Below are 21,075 nucleotides of genomic sequence, written 5' to 3'. Positions count from 1 at the left end.
GTCTGGCGAGGTTGCCCGCGTTCTGGGAGGATTTGCCGATGGCTCAGAATAGCGCCGTTGCCGCCGCGCAGGAGGCCTTCTTCGATCGTGACTGGAGCCGCATTCGCGGCAGCGTCCCGCGCGCCCGTGCGAAGCAAATGGCGCGCGCCGCCATGGGGCATTCACCCGCGATCTTCAAAGCCATTCGCGACGGTGGCACGCACAACAAAACGCAGCTGCGCAACCAGCTGGAATACCTGACCACCAAGTCGAGCTTTATCATCGACAGCCGTGGCACCCATGACGGCCAAAGCGTTCTGTCAGCCAAAGAGATCGAGCAGGTCACGCGCCGGTTTTCAGCGCAATGGAATGAGGGGTTTCATCCCAAGCTGGGACATACCTCGCATCTCTTGATGGCCTTCCCAATTGGCACGCGCGGCGAGGATGTCGCCGAGATCACGCGCGAGATTTGCGAGCGGTTCTTTCAGGGCGAGGGCAGCCACTTTGACTACATCGCTGCCGTGCATGAGGACCGGGACCACCCACACGCTCATATCGTCCTGAACCGGCGCAGCAAGGACGGTGAATTCTTCTTTCTGAAGGAAGGCCACCACTTCAACTACGACAGTTTTCGCGAGGCGATGGTGGAGGTGTCCGACCGCTATGGGCTGCGCCTCGAGGCGACCCGAAAGCTCGAACGTGGGATCACGACAAAAAGGCCAAGCGATGTTGACCAGCGTCGCGCGGAAGCCACGGGCCAGAAGCCGACCGAGCGCGAGCGCGTGGCCCCCGAGCTGGACCGCGCCTTGGCGGACGTGGCGCAGAACGCGCGGCTTTATCGCGGCCTGGCCGCCGAGGCCTCGCGCGAGAACCAGCATGACATTGCCGCGGCCTTGGACAAGGCCGCGACGCTTTTGGCGCAGGGCAAACCGATAGAAGCAGATGGAAAGGTATATGGCATGGCCGAAGAACAGCACTCGTTTGATGAGGTCGTGGATGCCTTTCACGACAAGATCAACCAAGCCGAACGCATTGTCGCTGACGCCCCAATGGAGCGGCGTGCTGCGCTGGAGCATGAGCTGAACGACATCTATCGCTCTTTGTCACATCTCAGCCCAATGGGAACGCAGTCCCACACCTTGCTCGAAGACGCGTCCCAAAGTGGGATCTATTCCGCTGCGAATATCCGGGCCGAGGCCCAAGGCGCTTTGCAGGATCCAGCTCTTTCCAAACGTCTTCAGCAGGCTTTGAAAGGCACCGGCATTGACGCGCAAGAGGTGACGCGTCGCGTCGAAATCGGCGCGGGCAATGCCGCGCTGGAACGGCAATGGCTTGGACATGATCTTAAGGCAATTGCCGAGAAGGAAGGCTTTGACCTGTCACGCGCCGATGAGCTGGAGAAGGCGATCGACCGCCTTGACGAGGTGCACAGTGATCTGGGCGGTGTGTTGGCAGATGCTGAGGTTCTCAAAGACAGTGGGACGGTGGAGACCGACCGGCAGGAAGCCATCATCGACCGGCTGCCGCCGACCACTGCTGAAATACTGAGCCGCATGAGGGACGACCCAACCGCAGATCCATTCCGCAGCGATCTGGAGCGCGAGACCTTGCGCGCCGAGCTGGAGGAACTGGTCGGTGAAGAGGGTACCCGGGACTTAGCGATTGGCGATGAGACCGCGCTGGAGGAACATATCGAAGACCGCCTGGACCGGCTCTATGCGGCCAAGGCCTATCTGCAGAGCGATGCCGCTCTGGCGAACAGTTTGGCGATGGAGCATGTCCTCGACGAGATCGCCAATGAAGAAATTGATGTTCGACGCGAGCGGCATGTCGATGCCGATGGCGAAAAGGGTGTGACGCATGGGTAAGGGGCGGATCGCACTCGGCGTCATGAGCTTTGCTCTTCTTGGCGCGGTTCTTGGGTATGTCCTGGCGTCGGCTTTTCTGACGTTCCGCTGGTTCGGGGTCGGGGCGGATATCGATTTCCTGATGCTGGCGCGCGGCTATGTGGATTTTCGGGAAGCCCAGCCGGACGATATGCAGATCGTTCACCTGATCGTCGGGATCAGCACTGGTGGCGGTGTTTTGCTTAGTGCGGTCTTGATGAACGATGCGCTGACCAAATTTGGAGAAACCCATTGGCAGCACATGTCCGAGATGAAACGGAACGGCTTTTTCGGCAAGCCCGGCCACGGCTTTGTCCTCGGGAAAATCGGTAAGCCCAAGAGCCGCAAACCTTTCGTGATGTCCAAGGTTTTTCCCCATGCCTTGATCGTGGCCCCGACCGGACGCGGCAAGACAACTGGGTTCGTCATCCCGAACCTTTTGACTTATCAGGGCAGTGCGGTGGTGCTGGACGTGAAAGGCGAGAACTTTGAGGCAACAGCGCGCCACAGGACCGCGCAGGGCGACAAGGTGTTCAGGTTCGCGCCAACAGATTGGAAGGACGGCCGTTCGCACCGGTACAATCCATTGCTGCGCATATCGGCGCTGGAAAACGTCGACCGCCAGCAGATGGAGCTGCAACTCTTGGCTTCGCTGTTCCTGCAAGCGGATAGCGATCGCGTTCAGGGGCTCCTTGATGGCGGCATTGACTTATTCGTGGCGGCAGGACTTTTGGCGTTCGAGAGAAAGCGGCCGACCCTTGGCGAGATCTACCGGATCACGGCCTCGGGCGGTGACAAGCAGAAGGAATATCGCCGCCGCGCCGACGAAGTGGTCAACCCGGCCGCCAAGCTGATCTTCATGCGCATGGCCTCGACCAACAACGACACGCTGACCTCTTACCTGTCGCTCTTGATGACATCTGGCCTCAAACAATGGTCCAACCCCGCCATCGACCGTGCAACCGCAACCTCAGACTTCGACTTCCGCGACATCCGAAAATCGCCGTTTTCGGTTTACCTCGTCGTCGAGCCGCTGATGGTTAAACCGCTTGCGCCGCTGATCCGCTTGTTCTTCTCGGACTTGTTGGCAGCTCTGCAAGACCATGAACCCGGCAAGGACGAACCTTGGCCGGTGATGATCATGCTCGATGAGTTCAATCGCTTAGGCAAAATGCCGATCGTGCTCGACAGTATCGAGACGCTGAGATCCTACCGGGCCAATCTCGCGATCGTCACCCAGACCATCCCTGCGCTCGATGAGATCTACGGAGAAAATGCCCGTCGTGCCCTGCAGGGCAACGCAGGCATCAAGCTTTATCTGACCCCTTCAGATGAAAAAACCATCGAAGAGCTCAGCAAAGCCGTTGGCAAAACCACCAAACGAGTCGTAACCCGCTCGCGCTCCGTCGGGCGCAACCCTTTTGCCGGGCGCAGCATGTCCGAACGGACAGAAGAAACTGCATTGTTACCTGAGGACGAAGCACGGCGCATGGATCTTGATGACATCGTTCTTGTGGTCGATGCGCAAATGCCTTTGCGAGCCAAGCGGATCAAATACTATGAGGATCGGTTCTTTAAGCAGATTTTCGACAGGCAAAGCGGCGATCTGCCGTATCCGTCCGCCGGCGACCAAATGCGCGGCCTGCAAGGGCAGATCAAGGCGCTGGAGGCAAAGATTGGGGCGCTTGAGGTGCCGAGAGTGGTTTCAAATGAGGGCCCTGACGGTGGCAGGAAGCGGCGCGAAGAGATCGACGGTTTGGCCAAAGAAGGACGGGGTGCTGTGTCAGGCGAAAAGGCAAATTTGGATGAGTATCAGGCAGGAACAGATCGAGTGGAGAGATTCATGAAAGACGCAACACAGGGATGAAAGGGGGATTCTGGACTTTCGCTGCAGCTGCAAATGTTTAACCGACAACTTTAAAAGCGGACACCTCTGTGACCGTGGAAGGCTGCTTCGCAACAGCTCATCACCCTTGATTTACGGCTGACTTTGTTTGGCTGCAGCGAGGCCTGCCAGCTTGTCAGCCCGTTCATTGTGCAGATCACCAGCATGACCTTTGAGCCAAACGACCTTGATATATCTCGTTTCGGCCTCGTGCTGTAGCTTTTTCCAGAGATCAATGTTTGTTTTTAAAGCCGTTTCTTTATTGAAGCCGTTCTCAACATACCTGCTGTCGGTGCGTATGATTGCAGAAGCACCCGACGGTAAGGAAAGAAGTGCCTCCAGAACCGCGCGAAGCTCCATCCTATTGTTGGTGGTAGATGCCTCGCCGCCAGATTGTTCATCTGCCGTGTCATGAACTACGTACGCCCAACCTCCCGGGCCTTGGTCCTTACCGCGCTTCTTACCCGAAGTCAGCACAGAGCCATCAGTTGAAATTGTAACCGTGTTCTTGCTCGTCCGAAATCGCTTATTTTTTGGCAGAACGATTGGTGCATCCTCAAAGAACTTTGGCTTGATGTCGGCGAGCAAGCCTATTCCACCTGTGCGGCGCTTATCTTCAGCATTCATCGATTGAGCCTGCTGTGCGTACCACTTGCGAAAATTCTCAATCTTAACGTCAATTTTCTTGTCTAGATCTTTCATTGTGGAGCGTGAAGTAGAATAGGCAAAAGCCTCGCCCCATCCACGCAGAACTTGGTCAATGAGTGTTTGTGTTTGTGTATAGCGTTGACGAACAGCGAAGCTATCCTTCGCTCTCCGCACTTCTTTAATCGCAGATCTGCCGTTTGAAAAATGCTCATCGATGGACTTCAAGATGCTTGCTCGTGCTTTGGGTGAGGGCTGAAATAATCCTGGTTGGCAGGCGTACCCCAAGAACCAAAACCCACCTAAGCGAGCGTCGCCATATTCAGTCTTGTTCTTGTCTGCAGCCAATTGAAAAGGATCGTGACAGTCTAACTTCATCTCTTTTAGGAAATTTTGGGCGGACACAAAGGCGCGCCTACATCTTTTTTCAGATGTTGAAAGCAGCAGAAAGTCGTCAATGAAACGGATGCAGATCACACCTCTATCATTGAACTTAATATCAAAATCGTAGAGCAGGATATTGCCAAACAGCGGAGACAACGGCGATCCTTGCGCCACACCTTCTTCGTTCGTTGGGAAAATAGATCGATCTTCACCAAGTGCGACCTCGTTTGATAGCGTGGTCGTAGTAGCAGCTCTCAGCAACTGGTTGAAAGCATCATCATCTACATCTTCTGCGATGCGTTCAAGGACTGATGAACGCGGTATATGATCAAAAAACCCTGATATGTCGGATCGAACGAACTGGGTTTGATCGGAGCGAAACGCTTCATCAATCATTTGGAGAGCATGCGGAACACTCCGGTTCGGAACCCCACCGACACTTGTCGGATGAGAGTTGACGGCCTTAATAAACTTCGACTTTTCTTGCAGGGTTTCAAGCAAAGCTCGCTCTACTATTCTGTTCTGGACTGACGCCATTACGATGCCGCGCTTGCCACCGCTGCCTTTTTTTACAGTCGCGCCATATTGAGGCTCAAACTCAAACTTACCTGTTCGCAGAGAGCGTTGAATCTTCTTAACGTTGCTGATTGCGTCACGATCAAACTTCTCTATGCCCGTTCTGGTCTCGAAGGAAGTTGATCTCAGTCCATTAGACCTAATCTTTCTCCAGGCTGAAAAGAGTGTTTTCTGCTCCGTGGCCTTTGTAAAAAATTTTCCCATTTACGTGCTCTCTGGCAGACGACATCGGAAAGCCTCGCCCTACCTCTAAACGCAACATTTGCTCACCAGGACCTTCACCGCCATTATCGTGAACGACGTCGTCGGCACCCTGTAGGCCGGTCCTCGGTTCATAACCAATCGCCAACCCGCCCTTCTCAATCTTCACGGCGCTCAGTGTGAGCCCGCAGATCAAAATCAGCGAAATGAACGCGCCTCGACAAGTTGCCGAAGCGGCCTTGCGCCAGCATGACATGCTGACATGTTTTTATTTGCGCCGATTTCCATCGCACAGACCTCCATAAGGTAGCTTACCTTTTTCGGGCCGATTGCAAGAAGAAATCTCGCGCCGCGTCCAGGCGAAGCCGTAAAGAAACTCTAATGACCACCCGAAGCTTCATTTCATCGGAGAAATGAAGGGCTATGGCCAACTCAGAGGCAAGGCTCACCATTTGCTCACCAGGACCTTCACCGCCATTATCGTGAACGACGTCGTCGGCACCCTGTAGGCCGGTCCTCGGTTCATAACCAATCGCCAACCCGCCCTTATCAATCTTCACGGCGCTCAGTGTGAGCCCGCATTTCTTGTGAAGAACAAAGCAGTTTAAATGTAGGGCGCCGTATGGTTCGATACAAGGGGGTGGGAGCAAACTGGAAATTGCCCCTACATCTTGGATGTCGTAGTTTTTACTGAGACAGAGATTAGTGAATGCTACCGTATCGACTAAAACTCGCTTCTGCTAACCTGCTTTGCGCCCCAAGTGTTCAAGAAATGCGATTGATGCAATGAAAGTGGCATCTTTGCACAAAGGCAGCAATGGGCCCAGACTGCGTTAGAAGCGCACTCGGTTACCAAGAGATCGATCTTGCACGCAGGACGCGACTAATCAGAACAAAAAAACTTCAGTTTCGCATTTGCTCGCGCACAAGAAGTCTGCATGGCATCCCAGTGCATCAGGAACTGTCGCAGCCGGTTCTGGAGCTGTTCCTGTGCGAGGCCATCTTCAAGCACCTGTCGGTGCGTCATCTTAGCCCCAACAATCCAGATTTCCTTGTCAAAGGAGGGATTTCTGCAAGCAGAAATCAGTAGCTCATTGACGTCCTCGGCGTCTAAGCCAGCAGGATGGCGAAACATTCGGTTTCGGCCAGCAAGGGTAGCAGCGTTCGCTTGAACTTCACTCTGCCACCGCTCTGCCGTCCAAACAGGTGAAGGTCTTCCGAGTGAAATGAATCCTAAGCTTGCAAGGGCCTGCCGCCCGACGACCTGTAATCCGCCTACATTAAAACCGCGACCATTGGGTCCCTGACTTCCGACCTTCGCGTGCACGAGAACCATTTTCTTGTTGTCTGGATCAAGTCCAATAAAGTCGGCAACTTCCTGACCGTCATCATCACATAACCAAATCGGCAGGGCTTCAATTGCGGCAGTCAGCTCATCGTCAGGTATTCCATCGGCAGCACGTTGTCCTTCACAGGTAGCAGAAAAGACTCCAAAGATTGACTGCTGGTGCCAAATGCTCCTGTTGGGCGCGAAGTGATTTTCACCTTTCTCGGAATTCACCTGATCAAGTGACGGAGAGGCCAAAACATAGTCCAAAATCGGGGTGCTTCCATCTTCGAGTTGCCAGCGAACGCGTGGCTCGTAGAAGTTTCCTTCTGAGTAAATCACGCCCTGACGAGAGGTGAGAACGCGAAATGACTGTCGCTGGTTTAGACGCTGAACAAGCGTTTGGCCTTGACGGCGGTCGTCCCGTTCTTGTGCCGGAAAGCGCGCGTTCAGTTCATCGCTTTCAATGCGATACTTGCCTGTTTCCTCAACGAACTCCACTGAACACTGGATTTCCTGATCATCGATTTCGATCGTGAAGTTTCCATTCGCTTCATCAACGTCTGAACACAGATCGAAGTAGTTGACATCCTCATGCAAGACGAAAGCCGCTCCCCCAACGTCATCGTCACGCATGTCGTCCAGTGACGGATCAATAAGGATGGAGACTGGCTGGGCATCTTCGGTCGTGACATCTTCAACGACGGCAGCATAGCGATCGAACACAGGGCTTCGAGAACGACCATTGTCACTTAGCTCGGCGGCAACTTCTGCCGTCCACCCAACATACTCGGCTATAGGGACATAGCGTTCAGATGCATCTCGCAAGCGCGAGCGCCCAAACCCAACATATCTAGCGCTGCCATCTACAAAACCCGCCGCCGTCGAAGGCACGAGCGATGGGTCAAGTAAGTCAGTGAATACGTCGGCAAAGGACCGTGTTCGCATGGCCATGCCGCGAATAGCGTGCTGCGACATATCGAGTGAAGAGAAAGACATGCGTGAAAGGCGAGAAGCATTGTCTTCGCCGTCTTTCGGAAAGGCCTTCTCCATGAGAGAGCGACCAGCGCGCTTTAGCTTGAGGCCAGCCATATCGACAACAAGTCCTTCGGTATCGTGCATGAACACAAACTCGCCCTGCTGGACTGCGACAAATATCCCGAGCTTCCATTCAGAAAAGAAACGGTCAATCAGATAAGGTGAATTGCGCCAAGCGTAGTAAGAAAACCCCAGAGCATTGCCCGGCATGCCGTCTACGGGCGTAATCTTGAAGCGATCTTTATCCATGATCGCTTCTTCGATGACCGATCCAAAGACCTGAATATTGGGAAGAGGATCAATTGTTTTGAGAACGGCAGCGGATTGGGGAAGCTGGATATCAACTGCTGCAAGCGGTTGTTCAAACTCAAACCGCCCTCGAAATTCACCGCTGATATATTGATATTCGGCCATGTATTCGAGCAAACGGTCAGGCAGAGTCACTTCGTTGCTAACGATGTGCTCAGTCTTTCGTGCAGCATAGTCCTCATAGCCCTTATAGCGTTCCCAGGCAGTGTGAATTCGTGATGCGTTAGCCGGAGAACCAAGGACCCACCCTGTTTGTCGAAAGCGCGCATCGCCCTTTGAATGTCGTGTGGCCCGGCCAATCTGCTGTACGAGTTGACGCGCATTGCCCATGAGATCAAAGATGCCGACGGCGACAAATGCGGGATCATCAATGCCTTCCATCAACTTGTACTGATGAATCCAAAAAGTGGCATCAGCACGATTGTGCTGAGCAGATGCAACGCTGGTAAATCGATTCTGATTTTGAGGAGTCCTCCTGGCGCGATCATGTATCACTAGAGACTGAGTCTCAAAGACGCGGTCAATTTCGGATTGAAGCATATACAGCGTATCTAGGTCATCACCACGCACCATGACTTTCGGTTCGGTGCCATCGCGAAACCAGTTTCTTGCAGCGGCGAGCCTGTCAGAAAGTTCTTGATGCAAGATTTCGACAAACTGAACTACAGCAGCTTGCCGGTCGCCCTCTGGTTCAACAGCAGGAAGAATGACTTCGGCAGGACGTATTATCTTTCGCTCAATGGCTTGCGCGTGCGGAAAGTTGAAGAGATAGCGGCCCCGCACCCTGAACGACTTGTAGTCATTTCGATAGGGTGTGGCGCTTAGAAGAAGCGTTGGTAAATTGAACTCCCTAACACCACGGGACCACGACACTGCTGGTTCGTAGTGGCCTTCATCTACGATAACCAAATCGAAATTGTCACGTATCTCCGCGAGCATAGCTTGGCAGGCGTCTGAGCCAGGTGCATCGGGATCGAACGCCGCTTTCCGAATGGCACCGAGGGCATGATGCGTGCCGACCAGAATGGCCCTATCCACATCTTCCCCACCGAGATTGTGAACAATTTGCCGGGCACCACTTGGCAGAAGTTGCTCAACATAAACATCGTCGAGTGCCGTTCCCATAGTTTGAGCATCACCGGTAAAAAGGGCGGTTGCATCAACTTCGTAACCCATGTGCTTCCAGAAACGATGGCGAATATCGGCGATCAATTGTTTTGTGAGTGCTGTGCGAGGCGTTAGAACAAGTACACGCCGCACGTCTGGCAGGCAGCGCGCCAGGACGGCAACAATCCCAGACTTCCCTGTGCCGGTTGGTAATTTGAGAAGAGCGGCTTCAATTTGTTCCGGACGCTCAGGAATTGCTTTGTCGCCGTTTAGATAAGCGACCACTGTCCCGATAGCCGCTTGCTGATGTTCCCAAAGACCGGGGGCATCGTCTGCCGCCTCCCAAAACCCGTAGGATTGAAGACGTCGAATGTCTTGACCGAATGCCCGCGCATCAATCACATCCGCATGCAATGAAGTCCGCCCGTCGGCAATGAGGTGTCTTAAATTCAATTTCTTATCCAAATACGTACCAAACAGGCGCTACAGCTCGCCCCAGAGCTGAAAGCGTAACATCTTAATATTGCGATAGAAAGGACCGCCTAAGTGGCGGCCCGATCATCAAATTGAAGTCCATGCAGGTAATCAGCAGCGCGCTGCGCATGCGCAGCGGAAGAAAAAATCACGCGTTTGTCATTCTTCAACGCGGTGAGCTACGAATCGAAACAGGGTTCATGATCATCGCGATCTTTAGAAGCCCTCACGAGGTCGACACAGAGGAGAACTGCGCCTAACTCGGCGGCGAAATCTTTGCTGACATAGCCTTCATCGCAAAATCGCATGCGCCCGAAGGGACTGTCAGGACAGAATTTTTTGACACGCCCAGTGTACGCCCTCATATCAAAACGCCAACGGCAGTTTCGAAAGCTTCAGTAAACTTGCCTCCGTCAGAGCATAGGCCTTGCGAGCGCAGCGAACGGCCGGTCTGACGGGCCCAATCGCAGCATGGCGATCAATGGGTGAATGTCTCCTTTAGGCCGAAAATCCTCTATTGCAACCGCTTCGCCCGTTCAGCCACCTTCTGAACCATCGAAACACCTGCATCACCCGCTTGCCGTATTCCAGCTCCTGCAATCTCTGCATTCGACCTCGTCCCAAACCGTGCCCGTGCCCGTGAGCCTTTGGTGCCGATCAAACCCTTGGTGAAACCGCCCGGACCCGGAATGCTCGGCGGTCCGACCATCATGAAATTGCCTGAGATTGAGCGGACGATCAGCGGGGTGGCGATAATCATGCCGCCTGCGAGAAACATCATCATGAAGAAGGGCACCAGCGCGCCGATGTTGCTCGCGCCGGACGGATCTCCGAGTTCTGTCATCAACGAGCGTGACATGCCGACAACGGTGGAAAACACGCCTGCGATCACGAGGGGGTAGAGCGCGTAAGACACTGTGCTGGACAGCCAACGGTGAAAATAGTCCTTGCTGACATCGAACAACGAAAGCGCGATCATGATTGGTGCGATGCCGATCATGAATGCCAGCATGATCTTCGCGAAAATCAGAACAAGCCCGCAGAGCGCGCCGATGACGCCCAAAAGGAATGCGCCGATCGCACCGATCAGAGCTCCGGCCATCCAATGCATGTTGTCACCAGCCGCGTTCAGGTAGTCGCCGAATTCTTCGATGAGATCGTCAAAGGCCCCGGCAAAGTAGGATGCACCTGCACCGCCGCCGCCAAGTCCTGCCACCATGCCACCCGCGAGCTGGTCGAGCCCGTTGATGAGGGCGCTGGCCACCGCGTTGAATTGGACCCAGTTCATCGCAAAGAGGGAGATCAGCATGAGCTTGAGGGCGAACCAGAAGGCGGTCCGCCCATCCATGGATTTGTACTGAAACACCATGTTGAGGAAGACGCCGATCACGGCGAGCGTCGAAGCCACGGCAAGGACCCCGCCAAGTTGACCGGCGACGTTGCCAAAGGTGGTTTGGGCCGCGTCGTCCAGAAAGTTGTCGGTTGTCTCAACCATCCAGGTGACGACGCCCATAGGGTGCTCCTATGCTTTCTCGGTCGGTTTGACACGCCAGATGTCGCGTTTCAGGAAGGCTTTCAGAATGTGCTCACCGTCGAAATCCGGCACCACCGACACCAGCTCCCAGCCAGCTTGGCCAAGGGCGGTCAGCTGCGCTTCGATCTTCGGTGGCTTGGTTTTGGCGGTGTTGATCTGTTCAATCTTGTATTCAAACATGGGCTGTTTCCTTTGAATGGGCCGGATCAATCGGCAGGTAGAATTCGGTGATGCCGCGTGCGCCTTCATGGCGACCGGCTTGGATGATCACATCGATCGAGCGAGTGATGTAGTCGTTCATGTCCTGGTAGGTCATGGGCACATCGGTTTTCAGGGCGGCGATGGCCAGGCGCTGGACCGCCAGCTGAGGAGTCTCAGAGTGTAGCGTGGTGAGTGAGCCACCATGGCCGGTGTTTATGGCCTCAAGGAAGGTCATGGCCTCTTTGCCGCGCACTTCGCCCAAGACGATGCGGTCCGGTCGCATGCGCAGGGTGGAGGTCAGGAGGACATCTGCGCTGCGTGAGGGTTCATCGCGGTCGGACATCAACGTGACGACATTGGGCTGTGTCGGGCGCAACTCGGCGGCCTCTTCGATAGTGAGAATACGCTCGTCGGCGCGCACGAAGGAGAGGATCTTGCGCGCCGTGACGGTCTTGCCCGTCGAGGTGCCGCCGGACACGATCATATTGAGCTTGTGGGTGACGCAGAACTTGATCGCAGCGTCGATGTCGCCGGTGGCCACGACATCGCGCAGCTCGGCATTGCGCTTGCGTCTTGCACCCTCGTTGCTGCGCTCTTTGCCGAAGAGATAGGACAGCTTGATCCGCTCCAATGGCAGGTCGGCGAAGAACCGCAGGGAAATCGCATAACCGCCATCAACGGCGGGAGGCTGGATGACTTGAGCGCGGATTGGGCGGTCACGGTAGTCGATGCTTACCGAGACAATGGGTTTGGTCCGACTGAGCGTGGTGTTCGCGGCGGAAGCAATCTGATTGCCAAGGTCTTTGATTTCATTGGGCGAGAGCTGTCGATTGACGCGCCGCATAAAGTGATCCCCCTGAAACTCGGCCCACAGCGTGCCGTCAGGATTGATGCAAAGCTCGATCAGCTTTGGATCACGCGCCTCGGGGATCTTGTCCATCGAGCTTTGCAGGTAGCTGGCCGCCATGATCAGAAAATCTCCAGATCGCGATCAACCATCACGGTGACACGGGCACCTTGATCGACATAGATCACGGGCGATACAGATAGATATTCGCCAATCACGCTTTGCGCGCTGTCTTGCAGGTCTTCGCCAATGCCCTCGAGCACATCCGAGGTGATCTCATCTTCGATGTTCTGGGCTGCGACGGCGGGCAAGGCTCCGATCAGTGATATCAGAGCAGCGGACCCGAACCGTGTGCCGAAGCGGCTGTCGACGAAACCGGTTGTGCCGGACCGCCCCAGTTCATCACCACCGAAGGCGCTGATTTCGACGGTCTGGTTACTGGGCAGAATGATCCGGTCCCAGGCGATGGTCACGCGTTGTTGCGCAATATCTAGGCCGGATTGATACCGCCCGATCAACCGCGCCCCGCGTGGGATCAAGACCCGCGTGCCGTCATAGGCGTGGACATCTTCAGACACCATTGCTCGGACCTGACCGGCAAGCGAGCTGTCTATCGCTGTCTCGAGCACGGCCTGGATCATCGTGCCCTGAACAACCGTGTTTGACGGGTTCACGATCACCTGGGCCTGGGTCACCTCAGCGGGTTCAGCGCCGTTGCGGACAAAGTCTGTGTCGCCATCAAGCCGCCGTTGCTGCGCGGCGGTTTCATTGTTGCCGTTACCCGAGCCGCCAAAGGCGATGATTGGGCTGGCGATGCGGGCTTGGAGTTCGTCAAGTTCGGCTTGCCGCCGCCGTTCCAGCTCCTGAAGGCGCAGTTCCTCGGCCGTGGGGCCGGTTGGTGCGGGCGTGCGCGGGGCTTCCAGGCGTGCAAGCTCCAGATCGTTCTGCAGACGCTGGATTTGCCGTGCGCGTTCTTCCAGTTCTTCGCGCAAGGCGGCTTGCGTTGCTGCTGCCTCGCTGCGCAGGGCGTCGATCTCTGCGCCCAAGGTATACAATGCCTCGAGGTCGACGGTTGGGGCTTCAGGCGCAGGTGCTTTGCGCAGGGCTTCGAGTTCGGACCGCATAGCGTCCATTTGCGCGCGCAGCTCTTCTGTCTCGCTTTCTGGTTCTGACTCCGCTGGAGGTAGCGATGTGTCTATCGGTGCAGGAGTTGGCTCAAGGTCTCCAAACCCCGGACCGGCCGCTTGGAATTCATCTGGGGAGGCGGTTTCCAGGCTGTCGGGGTCAGAGCCGCCAGAGAACAACAGCAAGAAACCGCCAAGAGCCGCGATTGCCCCAATCCCTAGGGTGATGGCGACAAAAGATGGCCGCGCCTTTCGGTTTTGTGGTTTTCCTTCAAGTGCTTCGAGGCGTTTCTTAAGCTCAGCTGTTTCACTCATCGGGATTTGCCTCGCTCATCTCTTGGACGCAGATCTCGTCATCGCCGAGCCTGAGAACCCATCGAGTGCTGACACCTGACACGCGGATCACGCCATCTGGCCGCGCGAGCGCATTCACGCTGCGCTCATTGCCACCGGACCATCGAAAGATCGCGGGCAATGGGGCATTCGCGGCAAAGCGGAAATAGGTGAAGGTGCCATCGTCCCAAATCTCGCGCGGGGTGATCTCGGATCGCGCGCTGACGCCGTAGGCGTGGTTTGCTGGCGCAGTGGCAGCCATACGCGATTGCCGAGGGGCCGCTTCGGGATAGGTGAAGCGAATGACGTAGAAGGTCGGCGAACTCGCCTCGGTCACGTTGAAATAGTAGCTACGCCGGTTGGTGTAGACGGTGATATTGGTGTGCGCGCCGCGTGTAACGGGCTTGATCGCAAAGGCCTGACCACCGGGCACTCCGTCCAACAGGAAGCCTTCGGTGTCGCCAGCAATGATCGAGCGGATGGTCTCGCCCTGGCCAAATTCAATGCTGGTCACGTGGGTCAGACTGGTTCTGATGCGGTAGACCTGCCCGTCCTGATAGGTGGCCAGCCGGACGCGGGCATCAAAGGGGCCTTGGCGCGGCTGTGTTTCTGCATAGGCGATGCCAGCAGACGGAACGAGGACGGCGAGGATCAAGAACAGGCGGCGCATTGGTTACTCCAAACGATCCGAGCGGATCGCGTATTCGGTGACGGTGAAGCCAAAGGGGTTCTGCCAGACATCGTCGATCGACCGGCTATTCTCGGGCCGAAATTCAAACATCAGGGTAGCGGTGAAGAGTCCGTTTTGAGAGCCGCGCGGTGAGTTGAGCCGCTTGCGCAGGCGCACCTGGGCACGATTGGCGCTGATATGAGTGATCGACAGAACCTCGACCTCAAGCCGGGCATCTGTGCCGTAGCTGTCGGGCGGATAGGCCTCGTGGCCGCCGCACACGCACATCATTGTCGAGCTGATTGTAGGTCTCTCGATCAATCACATAGCGGTAGACCTGTGCCTCGATGATAGCGGGGCGTTCCGTGAGTGAGACCGCTTCAACCATGGCATTGGGGAGGGCCATGCCGGTTTCGCTATCAAAGGGCACGATCATGGGCGGCGGGTCCACGTCGAACAGGGCCACGAGGGCGGCGGCGAGGCAACCTGCCATGCCAAACCCCATGCCTGTCAGCCCCAGTTTCTGCCACATGAGCTCGCGTCGTCGTGCGCCGTAGACGAGCTCTTCTTCGATGATTTCTGCCTCGCTGTTCATGGGGTCAGTCCGCGCGCAGGTCTGGCAGGGTGAAATCCATATAGCGGCGCTCTTCGGCCAGCGTCGCGGCATCGACCACTCCGGATTGGCCCGCGCCGACTGTTTGAATGGCTTCGAGCTCCCACATGCGTGTCATGGCGATGGCCAGCTCGGCCGTGACGCGGGTGTTGTGATCGACGGCTTCCTTGAGCGTTTCCATGTCGGGGATCAATGAAACCAGCTGCTCGACCCGTTCCAGCGATTGCGCGGCCTCGTCATAACTGTTCTCTGCCGCCGCCGACATCACCGCCCCGGTGCCCGCCTGGCTGGCAATGCGCTCAGCCCCCGGATTGCCGCTGCTGGCCATGTCAGAGAGGGTATCTTGGTCAAAACCTGCGTCCTCGAGGGCTTGCGTCATGCGGCCTTCCATCTGAGGGGCCGCGTTGCCGATCAGGCCGCGAAAATCGCCGCTTTGGATTTGCCGGATGGTGCCAAGGAGATCGCCGAATTCCTGATCGAGTAGGCCGTCGAGATCACCACCCATAGCCATCTCGATGATATCCGTCGCGCCGGTCAAGGCGGCGTAAGTCTCATTGAGCGTGTCGAGTTGCTGCTGCACCAGGTCGAGCTGTTTGAGAAGCGTGTCGAGTTGGTCGGTCTGGATCCCGAAATCCTCCAGCATTTGCTGCAGCTGGCGAATTTCCTGGGCGATGTTGCGTGTGTCGACAGTCGGAACACCTTGGGCAGATACGGGTGACGCAACCAACAGCGCGCAAGTGGCAACGGTAGAAAGAAAGCGGATCATCGGAATGCCTCCAGATCGAATTGCATGAAGTCTTGTTCGCGGGCCTGTGCGGCCGCCATGGCCAGCTCGGCCGAGCTAAGCGGGCGGGTATGGGCGGCCTTCAGGCGCGTACGGATTGCGATCAGGCGGGCGAGTTCGGCCCGCGCGTAGGTGTTGAGCGACATGGCCGCGTGAATGTCGTCGGTTTCGCCGATGCGGGTGATGATGTCCTGCACGCGCAGCGCGGCCGCTTGCACCGAGACCAATGAGTAGTCGCCATAGACCCCCGCCCCAAAAGAGGTCAGGCTCATCGTGGAGTTGGCAAGCAAGACGGGATCAATCGTGCCAAGCGCATCGACGCCGCCGACGCGGGCAAGGTAGAGATTGTAGCGTTCGGGGATGACCTGAACGTAGTGCTGGGTCTCAGCGAAAGGGGGCACGCCGCGGTAGCGCTGCACGTTGCCGGGACCGGCATTGTAGGCAGCTAGCCCGCGAATGATGTTGCCATCAAACATGGCCAGCATCTGCGCCAGATAGCGCGCGCCGCCGGTGACCTGGATGTAGGGGTTTTCATAATAGGCTGGGTAAATCCCGAGATCCTGCGCCGTACCGGGCATGATCTGGGTCAGGCCGAATGCACCAACAGGTGAGCGCGCGCCGATGGTGAAGCGGCTTTCTTGCCAGATCAACGCCTGCAACAGACAGCGCCACTGCTTGGGCGATAGGCCCGCCGCGTGCACGCCAGACATGTGGTGCGTTTCTTGAGCGGCGCGAATGATCAGCTCTTCAATCGATCCCGAGGCATCGCCGAACATCTGGGCTGCACCGGGATTCGGGTCCACCGGGCCATAAAGAGTTTCAACGGCGCTCTCTGGCGATGAACCAGCTTCCAAGCTTGCGACCAGCGCGCCTGAATTGCCGCTGGCAAGCGTTGCGGCATCAAGGATATCATCCAGCGCTTGGAGTTGTTCTTGCTCGAGCTCTTCAAGCTCTTCCTCTTTGGTCAGCCGATCCCGCTGCAGCGCCAGATCTTGTTCGCCTTGTTGCAGCACGCGCTCGCGCTGCAAGAACATGCCCGCATCAAATGTGGGCACGCCTTGGGCAAAGGCCAATGACGCGGCGAAACAGAACAGACCCGCAAAGATATGCAGGCGATGCTTACTCACCGAGACCACCAATCGGCCCGAGCAGCTCGAAGTTGCAATTACTGCGGCTGACCTCGGCAAAGGAGTTGAAGCATTCGGCCTCTGACGGCCGGTATTCCGCGCAGGCTGTCAGGGTCAAAAGGGTGAGGGTCATTACGCACAATCTACGCATCAATCTGTCTCCAAAATTCGGGGTTCTGGCGATAATCAGCGCCCACCAGTGCTTCGCCTTTTTCCATGCCGCCAAGGATCGTGAGGTAGGGGCCAAGGGCGCTCAGATCGGCATCGATAACAACAGAGCCTTGATCATCGCGCACCAGCGCCAGACGAGAGTTGCTTCCCGTTCCGAGCAAAACGCTGAGCTCTTTTTCGGTAAGGCCGAGCATGGTGTAATCGCTGGCCGAGGCGCGGATGTTCGGAAGCAAGAGCTGTGTCGGCACGGCCTCGACAATCGTCTTGCCAGTGCGGGTTTTCTCGAGCTGGCTTGCGTATTGGGTCATCATCACGACGACGGCATTCTGTTTCCGCGCCGTGACCAGCCAGTTGCTCAGCCTGTCGGCAAAATACGGGTTATCCAGCGCCTTCCAGGCTTCATCGATGATGATCAGCGTCGGCTTGCGATCCTCGATCACGCGCTCCACCCGCCGAAACAGGTAGGAGAGGACAGCCATGCGTTCCTTCTCGCTTTCGCTGTCGAGAATGCCGGTCAGGTCGAACCCCACGACATCACCATCGAGCGAGAAGGTATCCTCAGAGCTTTGCCCGAAGATCCAGCCATAGCGGCCATCTTCAGTCCATTCCTGGATCCGCTCGAACAGATCCCCTTCGTCAGCTCCCGCTACAAAGAGCGACGCCAAATCCTGCCAGTTACGAAGGGCGGCATCGCTCGCCCCGGCGTTCTGGCGCACTACCTCTTGAATGCGGTTGATTTGGACCGGGCTCAGGGGCTTGTCGGTGCGATGCAAAAGCGTGGCCAGCCAATCGGAGAGCCATGCTTGCCCGCACCCATCAATTTCCGTGCGTAGCGGGTTGAGACCTGTGGCTTCACCGGCCTTGATGGCGCTGTAGCGCCCACCATTGGCCCGAACCGCCATTTCCATGCCCGCGCGATAGTCGAAGACAAAGACGCGCGCGTCGCAGCGCCGAGCTTGGGTCATGAGGAATGCAGACAACACCGACTTGCCAGAGCCAGGGCGGCCGAGGATCAAGGTGTGCCCGCCGGTCGGTTCTTTGTCCGGCTGACCCGTCTCATGGTAGTTGAACAGGAAGCCCGAGCGTTCAGGCGTCGGGAAGAGGGTGATCGGCTTGCCCCAAGGCACTCTATCGCCCTGCTTGCCCAGTTGACCGCGATGTAGCGCCGCGAGATCAGCAAAGTTGGTGTTTGTGATGGCGGCCTTGCGGCTGCGCATCTGCCCATTGCCCGGATGCTGCGCGAAATAATGAGTTCGGGCCGCAAAGCTCTCATTCACCAGATTAACGCCTTCACTGGCCGCGATGTTGCGCACCTCGGCCGCTATGGTTTCCAGCCTTTCCTCGGTCTCGGCGAAAACCGTGACGGTCATGTGATGATCGCCAAAGCTCAGCCGCTTGGATTCAAGATCGTCGAGCGCGTCGACGAGTTCCTCTGCAAGGGAAATCGCGCCGTCATCGCTGGCCTTCATCAGGCGCTGTTGGCGCTTGATCCGACTGGCCATGATGTTGCTGTTAATAGGCGTGAAGGAATGGGTGACGATCATGTCGACGGGAAGGTTCAGCTCATCAAACATGGTGCAGTTGGTTTTGGCCGGATAGGTCTTGATCGCAAAGGTGGTGCCAAAACGCTTGCCCGCCGTCCCGTCGTCGAGCGCAAAGCCTCGCCCCTGAAACGTAACACGCGCGTTGGCCACATCCTCGGCAATGATGCCGATGCGGGATTTTGCGAAGAGCGGTCGCTCCTGGCCAATATTGAGTGCCCCGAGGAAACCCAGCAGTTCGCCGCTCTCAGCCCCAAGCAGGCGTGGGTTCATATCGGCAAAAGATGAGAGCAGAAACCCGACGACTTCCTCGAGCTTGCGCAGCTGCTTGGCCGTCTGGTCTTTCAGCTGTGCGATTGAGCCTGAGCGCTTCAAGCGCAGCCGAGCGCCGAGGGGAGGACGTTTGAGCACTGTGAGCGTGAGCGTTTTGTCCCGCAGGCCCGCCCGTACCATGGCCGCTTGCCAACGGGTGTCCAGGGCTTGGGCAAACCCATCCTCAGGCACCGGGGGTAAAGTAGTTTCAATCGCTTTTGAGACCTTGTGCACGTAGAAACTGTACTCTGGTCCGATCTGCGCGATGATCGCAGCAAAGAGCGCGCGGATCTTTTCCAAATGCGCGTCATCGCTGGTCATGCTGTTGACGCCATCAAGACGAATGCATTGGAACAGGGCATTGCCGCGCGTGCGGATCGTCACGTCATTCACGAGACTGACATAGGGTAGCATGCTGGCCACCGTGCGCTCTTTGCGCGCCCAGTCCGGCATCATGGCAAGGTCATCCGAAGGGTCATGGAGCATAGCTGTCCCCCGAATGGATCTTGCGGTTCGAGGTGGGCGGCGTTTCCTGCAGCGCAGTGACCATAACCTCAAGAAAGGCCGGATCCCAATCCGCTGCTTTCCACAGCGCAGGATAGGCCAGAGCGGCGATGATGATCACCGGCCAGCTCTGAACCCACAAAAAAAGCAACACAAACCCGAAGAGCCAGACCATCGCATACATGATCGGCAGCCCAATGAGCTTTGGCGGCCGGATCAGGCCCAGGAAGAGGCGGGTTTGGGTTGCCATGTCGGACTTACGCGCCCCAGATCGCGGTCACGATGGTCGGTGCAGCTGCGATGCCTGCAATCGCAACAAGCACCCAAAGGGCTTGGCGGAAATCCAGAATGCCGAAGAGCCAGGAGAGGAACACACCAATCAGAGCCAAGGTGCCAATGACAATACCCAAGGGGCCGGTGATCGTATCGACGATGCCCTGCAAAAGGTTCTGCACCGGCGAAAGGTCGATGCTCTGCGCAAAGGCCGGGTTGGCAATCATCAAGCTGGCCAGAGCCAGCGACAGGATCGTGCGAATTTGTATGTGCATCAGGAGGCTCCAGTCAGTCGATCACGCACGGCCATGACACGGCGCACGTGATTTTGGGTTTCTCGGTAAGGAGGAATGCCGCCATAACGCGCGACCGCGTCTGGCCCCGCGTTATAGGCAGCGAGTGCGAGTTCGGGCGTGCCGAACTGCGCCAACATCATCAGAAGGTAGCGTGCAGAGCCGTCGAGGTTGGCCTGCCAGTCATGCGGATCCACATCGAGCTGCGCGGCCGTCGCGGGCATCAACTGCCCGAGGCCAATCGCCCCTGCGGAACTACGCGCATTCGGGCGATAGGCACTTTCTATTTCGATGTTGGCTTGGAAGAGAGTCTGCCATTCGGTCACCGACAGACCGGCGCGACGCAACGCCGGATGCCCACCATAACGGTGAGCGGTGCTTTCAATGGCTGACAGGATTTCGGGGCGGTGAACTGCTCGGGTGGGTGCAAGAGGCGGATCTTCAGGCTCAGGGGAGGCAAACACGATCAGCTCTGGTGGGTTTGCGCCGATCCCGTCGACATAGCTCTGCGCGAAACCTGATTGCGGTGCTTTGGTCTCCAGCTGGCCATCGGCCCGCATGGAAAGCACGAAGCCGTCGGAATAGGCGGGGACAGCAATGCATGCTGCCAGGACGGCAAGTGGTTTAGCCTTAGTCGTATAGGTTGTGAGACGCGATCTTGCCTTCGAGCATCGGGATCGAGACAATCGAAACGCCAAGGCCAGCAAGGAAGCTGGACAAGCCGTTGATTGTCTTGAACTCTCGGGCAGCCATGTTGTTGCGCGCTGTGACGAGCAGGCGACGCGTCTCGCCATCAGGCGAGACGCAATGCACGGTCCAAACTCCGGACCACTGAGCACCTGTACGTTTGGGCGTAACCCGGCACACAACATCAGCCGAATGACCCTCGGCAAGCAGCGTGCGCAGCCCGTCTTCACTGACAACATTGGGGGCGTCT

The 21,075-nt window shown here is 56.9% G+C and carries 17 protein-coding genes and 1 pseudogene; 2 read left to right on the top strand and 16 right to left on the bottom strand.

Annotated elements, in window-relative coordinates; all coding sequences use genetic code 11:
* Nucleotides 1-1,847, top strand: a 1,847-nt coding sequence (locus tag ABJZ52_RS08225; RefSeq protein ID WP_348487746.1) for a relaxase/mobilization nuclease domain-containing protein, incomplete at its 5' end; no start/stop codon positions are given.
* Nucleotides 1,840-3,732, top strand: coding sequence for a type IV secretory system conjugative DNA transfer family protein (locus ABJZ52_RS08220; protein WP_348487745.1), 1,893 nt, complete (start codon nucleotides 1,840-1,842; stop codon nucleotides 3,730-3,732). The genes ABJZ52_RS08225 and ABJZ52_RS08220, both read left to right, overlap by 8 nt.
* A 111-nt stretch (nucleotides 3,733-3,843) precedes the next feature.
* Here the strand turns inward: ABJZ52_RS08220 and ABJZ52_RS08215 are convergent, their stop codons facing one another.
* From ABJZ52_RS08215 to ABJZ52_RS08140, 16 genes and pseudogenes are all read right to left on the bottom strand, one after another.
* Nucleotides 3,844-5,559: an RNase H family protein gene (locus ABJZ52_RS08215; protein ID WP_348399563.1), complete on the bottom strand. Its 1,716-nt coding sequence runs from the start codon at nucleotides 5,557-5,559 to the stop codon at nucleotides 3,844-3,846.
* Between the two features lie 880 nt (nucleotides 5,560-6,439).
* The gene (locus ABJZ52_RS08210) at nucleotides 6,440-9,802 is read right to left on the bottom strand and encodes a DEAD/DEAH box helicase family protein (protein ID WP_348487744.1); all 3,363 of its coding nucleotides are present in this window, start codon (nucleotides 9,800-9,802) and stop codon (nucleotides 6,440-6,442) included.
* Nucleotides 9,803-10,325: 523 nt separating this feature from the next.
* Entirely contained in the window at nucleotides 10,326-11,324 is a 999-nt protein-coding gene (locus ABJZ52_RS08205) for a type IV secretion system protein (protein WP_348487743.1), read from the bottom strand.
* A 9-nt stretch (nucleotides 11,325-11,333) separates the two neighbouring features.
* The gene (locus ABJZ52_RS08200; RefSeq protein ID WP_348487742.1) at nucleotides 11,334-11,525 is read right to left on the bottom strand and encodes a DUF4177 domain-containing protein; all 192 of its coding nucleotides are present in this window, start codon (nucleotides 11,523-11,525) and stop codon (nucleotides 11,334-11,336) included.
* On the bottom strand, nucleotides 11,518-12,513 hold the full coding sequence (locus ABJZ52_RS08195; RefSeq protein ID WP_215264003.1) for an ATPase, T2SS/T4P/T4SS family: 996 nt from the start codon (nucleotides 12,511-12,513) through the stop codon (nucleotides 11,518-11,520). The genes ABJZ52_RS08200 and ABJZ52_RS08195 overlap by 8 nt, the downstream gene beginning before the upstream one ends.
* 2 nt (nucleotides 12,514-12,515) lie before the next feature.
* Nucleotides 12,516-13,832 carry a TrbI/VirB10 family protein gene (locus ABJZ52_RS08190; protein ID WP_348487741.1) on the bottom strand — a complete coding sequence of 439 codons (1,317 nt, stop codon included), beginning with the start codon at nucleotides 13,830-13,832 and terminating at the stop codon, nucleotides 12,516-12,518.
* A complete protein-coding gene (locus ABJZ52_RS08185) occupies nucleotides 13,825-14,520 on the bottom strand; it encodes a TrbG/VirB9 family P-type conjugative transfer protein (protein ID WP_215264001.1) in 696 nt (231 codons plus the stop codon). The genes ABJZ52_RS08190 and ABJZ52_RS08185 overlap by 8 nt, the downstream gene beginning before the upstream one ends.
* 3 nt (nucleotides 14,521-14,523) lie before the next feature.
* Nucleotides 14,524-15,052, bottom strand: a pseudogene (locus tag ABJZ52_RS08180) (type IV secretion system protein).
* A 67-nt stretch (nucleotides 15,053-15,119) separates the two neighbouring features.
* Complete coding sequence (locus ABJZ52_RS08175) at nucleotides 15,120-15,899, bottom strand: type IV secretion system protein (protein WP_348487740.1); 780 nt, start codon at nucleotides 15,897-15,899, stop codon at nucleotides 15,120-15,122.
* A complete protein-coding gene (locus ABJZ52_RS08170; protein WP_348398998.1) occupies nucleotides 15,896-17,053 on the bottom strand; it encodes a lytic transglycosylase domain-containing protein in 1,158 nt (385 codons plus the stop codon). The genes ABJZ52_RS08175 and ABJZ52_RS08170 overlap by 4 nt, the downstream gene beginning before the upstream one ends.
* Nucleotides 17,037-17,195 (bottom strand): hypothetical protein, encoded by a 159-nt coding sequence (locus tag ABJZ52_RS08165; RefSeq protein ID WP_348398993.1) that lies wholly within the window; start codon nucleotides 17,193-17,195, stop codon nucleotides 17,037-17,039. The genes ABJZ52_RS08170 and ABJZ52_RS08165 overlap by 17 nt, the downstream gene beginning before the upstream one ends.
* Complete coding sequence (locus ABJZ52_RS08160) at nucleotides 17,188-19,554, bottom strand: type IV secretion system protein B4 (RefSeq protein WP_348487739.1); 2,367 nt, start codon at nucleotides 19,552-19,554, stop codon at nucleotides 17,188-17,190. The genes ABJZ52_RS08165 and ABJZ52_RS08160 overlap by 8 nt, the downstream gene beginning before the upstream one ends.
* Nucleotides 19,544-19,822 carry a VirB3 family type IV secretion system protein gene (locus ABJZ52_RS08155; protein WP_348487738.1) on the bottom strand — a complete coding sequence of 93 codons (279 nt, stop codon included), beginning with the start codon at nucleotides 19,820-19,822 and terminating at the stop codon, nucleotides 19,544-19,546. The genes ABJZ52_RS08160 and ABJZ52_RS08155 overlap by 11 nt, the downstream gene beginning before the upstream one ends.
* A 7-nt stretch (nucleotides 19,823-19,829) precedes the next feature.
* Complete coding sequence (locus ABJZ52_RS08150) at nucleotides 19,830-20,120, bottom strand: TrbC/VirB2 family protein (protein WP_096789457.1); 291 nt, start codon at nucleotides 20,118-20,120, stop codon at nucleotides 19,830-19,832.
* Complete coding sequence (locus tag ABJZ52_RS08145; RefSeq protein ID WP_348487737.1) at nucleotides 20,120-20,824, bottom strand: lytic transglycosylase domain-containing protein; 705 nt, start codon at nucleotides 20,822-20,824, stop codon at nucleotides 20,120-20,122. The genes ABJZ52_RS08150 and ABJZ52_RS08145 overlap by 1 nt, the downstream gene beginning before the upstream one ends.
* Nucleotides 20,769-21,075: hypothetical protein (locus ABJZ52_RS08140; RefSeq protein ID WP_348487736.1), on the bottom strand; the 307-nt coding region annotated here is incomplete at its 5' end. The genes ABJZ52_RS08145 and ABJZ52_RS08140, both read right to left, overlap by 56 nt.

It is taken from the genome of Roseibium sp., from assembly GCF_039982295.1.
Classification (GTDB): Bacteria; Pseudomonadota; Alphaproteobacteria; order Rhizobiales; family Stappiaceae; genus Roseibium.
Note: the sequence above shows the minus strand (reverse complement) of the source record. Positions and strands in the feature narration are given on the sequence as shown.

What these genes read in the sequence shown, in the direction of transcription:
- ABJZ52_RS08205 (WP_348487743.1), bottom strand. Translation starts at nt 11,324, where the DNA reads ATGGGCGTCGTCACCTGGATGGTTGAGACAACCGACAACTTTCTGGAC.
- ABJZ52_RS08200 (WP_348487742.1), bottom strand. Translation starts at nt 11,525, where the DNA reads ATGTTTGAATACAAGATTGAACAGATCAACACCGCCAAAACCAAGCCA.
- ABJZ52_RS08165 (WP_348398993.1), bottom strand. Translation starts at nt 17,195, where the DNA reads ATGCGTAGATTGTGCGTAATGACCCTCACCCTTTTGACCCTGACAGCC.
- ABJZ52_RS08150 (WP_096789457.1), bottom strand. Translation starts at nt 20,120, where the DNA reads ATGCACATACAAATTCGCACGATCCTGTCGCTGGCTCTGGCCAGCTTG.
- ABJZ52_RS08220 (WP_348487745.1), top strand. Translation starts at nt 1,840, where the DNA reads ATGGGTAAGGGGCGGATCGCACTCGGCGTCATGAGCTTTGCTCTTCTT.
- ABJZ52_RS08175 (WP_348487740.1), bottom strand. Translation starts at nt 15,899, where the DNA reads ATGATCCGCTTTCTTTCTACCGTTGCCACTTGCGCGCTGTTGGTTGCG.
- ABJZ52_RS08195 (WP_215264003.1), bottom strand. Translation starts at nt 12,513, where the DNA reads ATGGCGGCCAGCTACCTGCAAAGCTCGATGGACAAGATCCCCGAGGCG.
- ABJZ52_RS08155 (WP_348487738.1), bottom strand. Translation starts at nt 19,822, where the DNA reads ATGGCAACCCAAACCCGCCTCTTCCTGGGCCTGATCCGGCCGCCAAAG.
- ABJZ52_RS08190 (WP_348487741.1), bottom strand. Translation starts at nt 13,832, where the DNA reads ATGAGTGAAACAGCTGAGCTTAAGAAACGCCTCGAAGCACTTGAAGGA.
- ABJZ52_RS08185 (WP_215264001.1), bottom strand. Translation starts at nt 14,520, where the DNA reads ATGCGCCGCCTGTTCTTGATCCTCGCCGTCCTCGTTCCGTCTGCTGGC.
- ABJZ52_RS08160 (WP_348487739.1), bottom strand. Translation starts at nt 19,554, where the DNA reads ATGCTCCATGACCCTTCGGATGACCTTGCCATGATGCCGGACTGGGCG.
- ABJZ52_RS08215 (WP_348399563.1), bottom strand. Translation starts at nt 5,559, where the DNA reads ATGGGAAAATTTTTTACAAAGGCCACGGAGCAGAAAACACTCTTTTCA.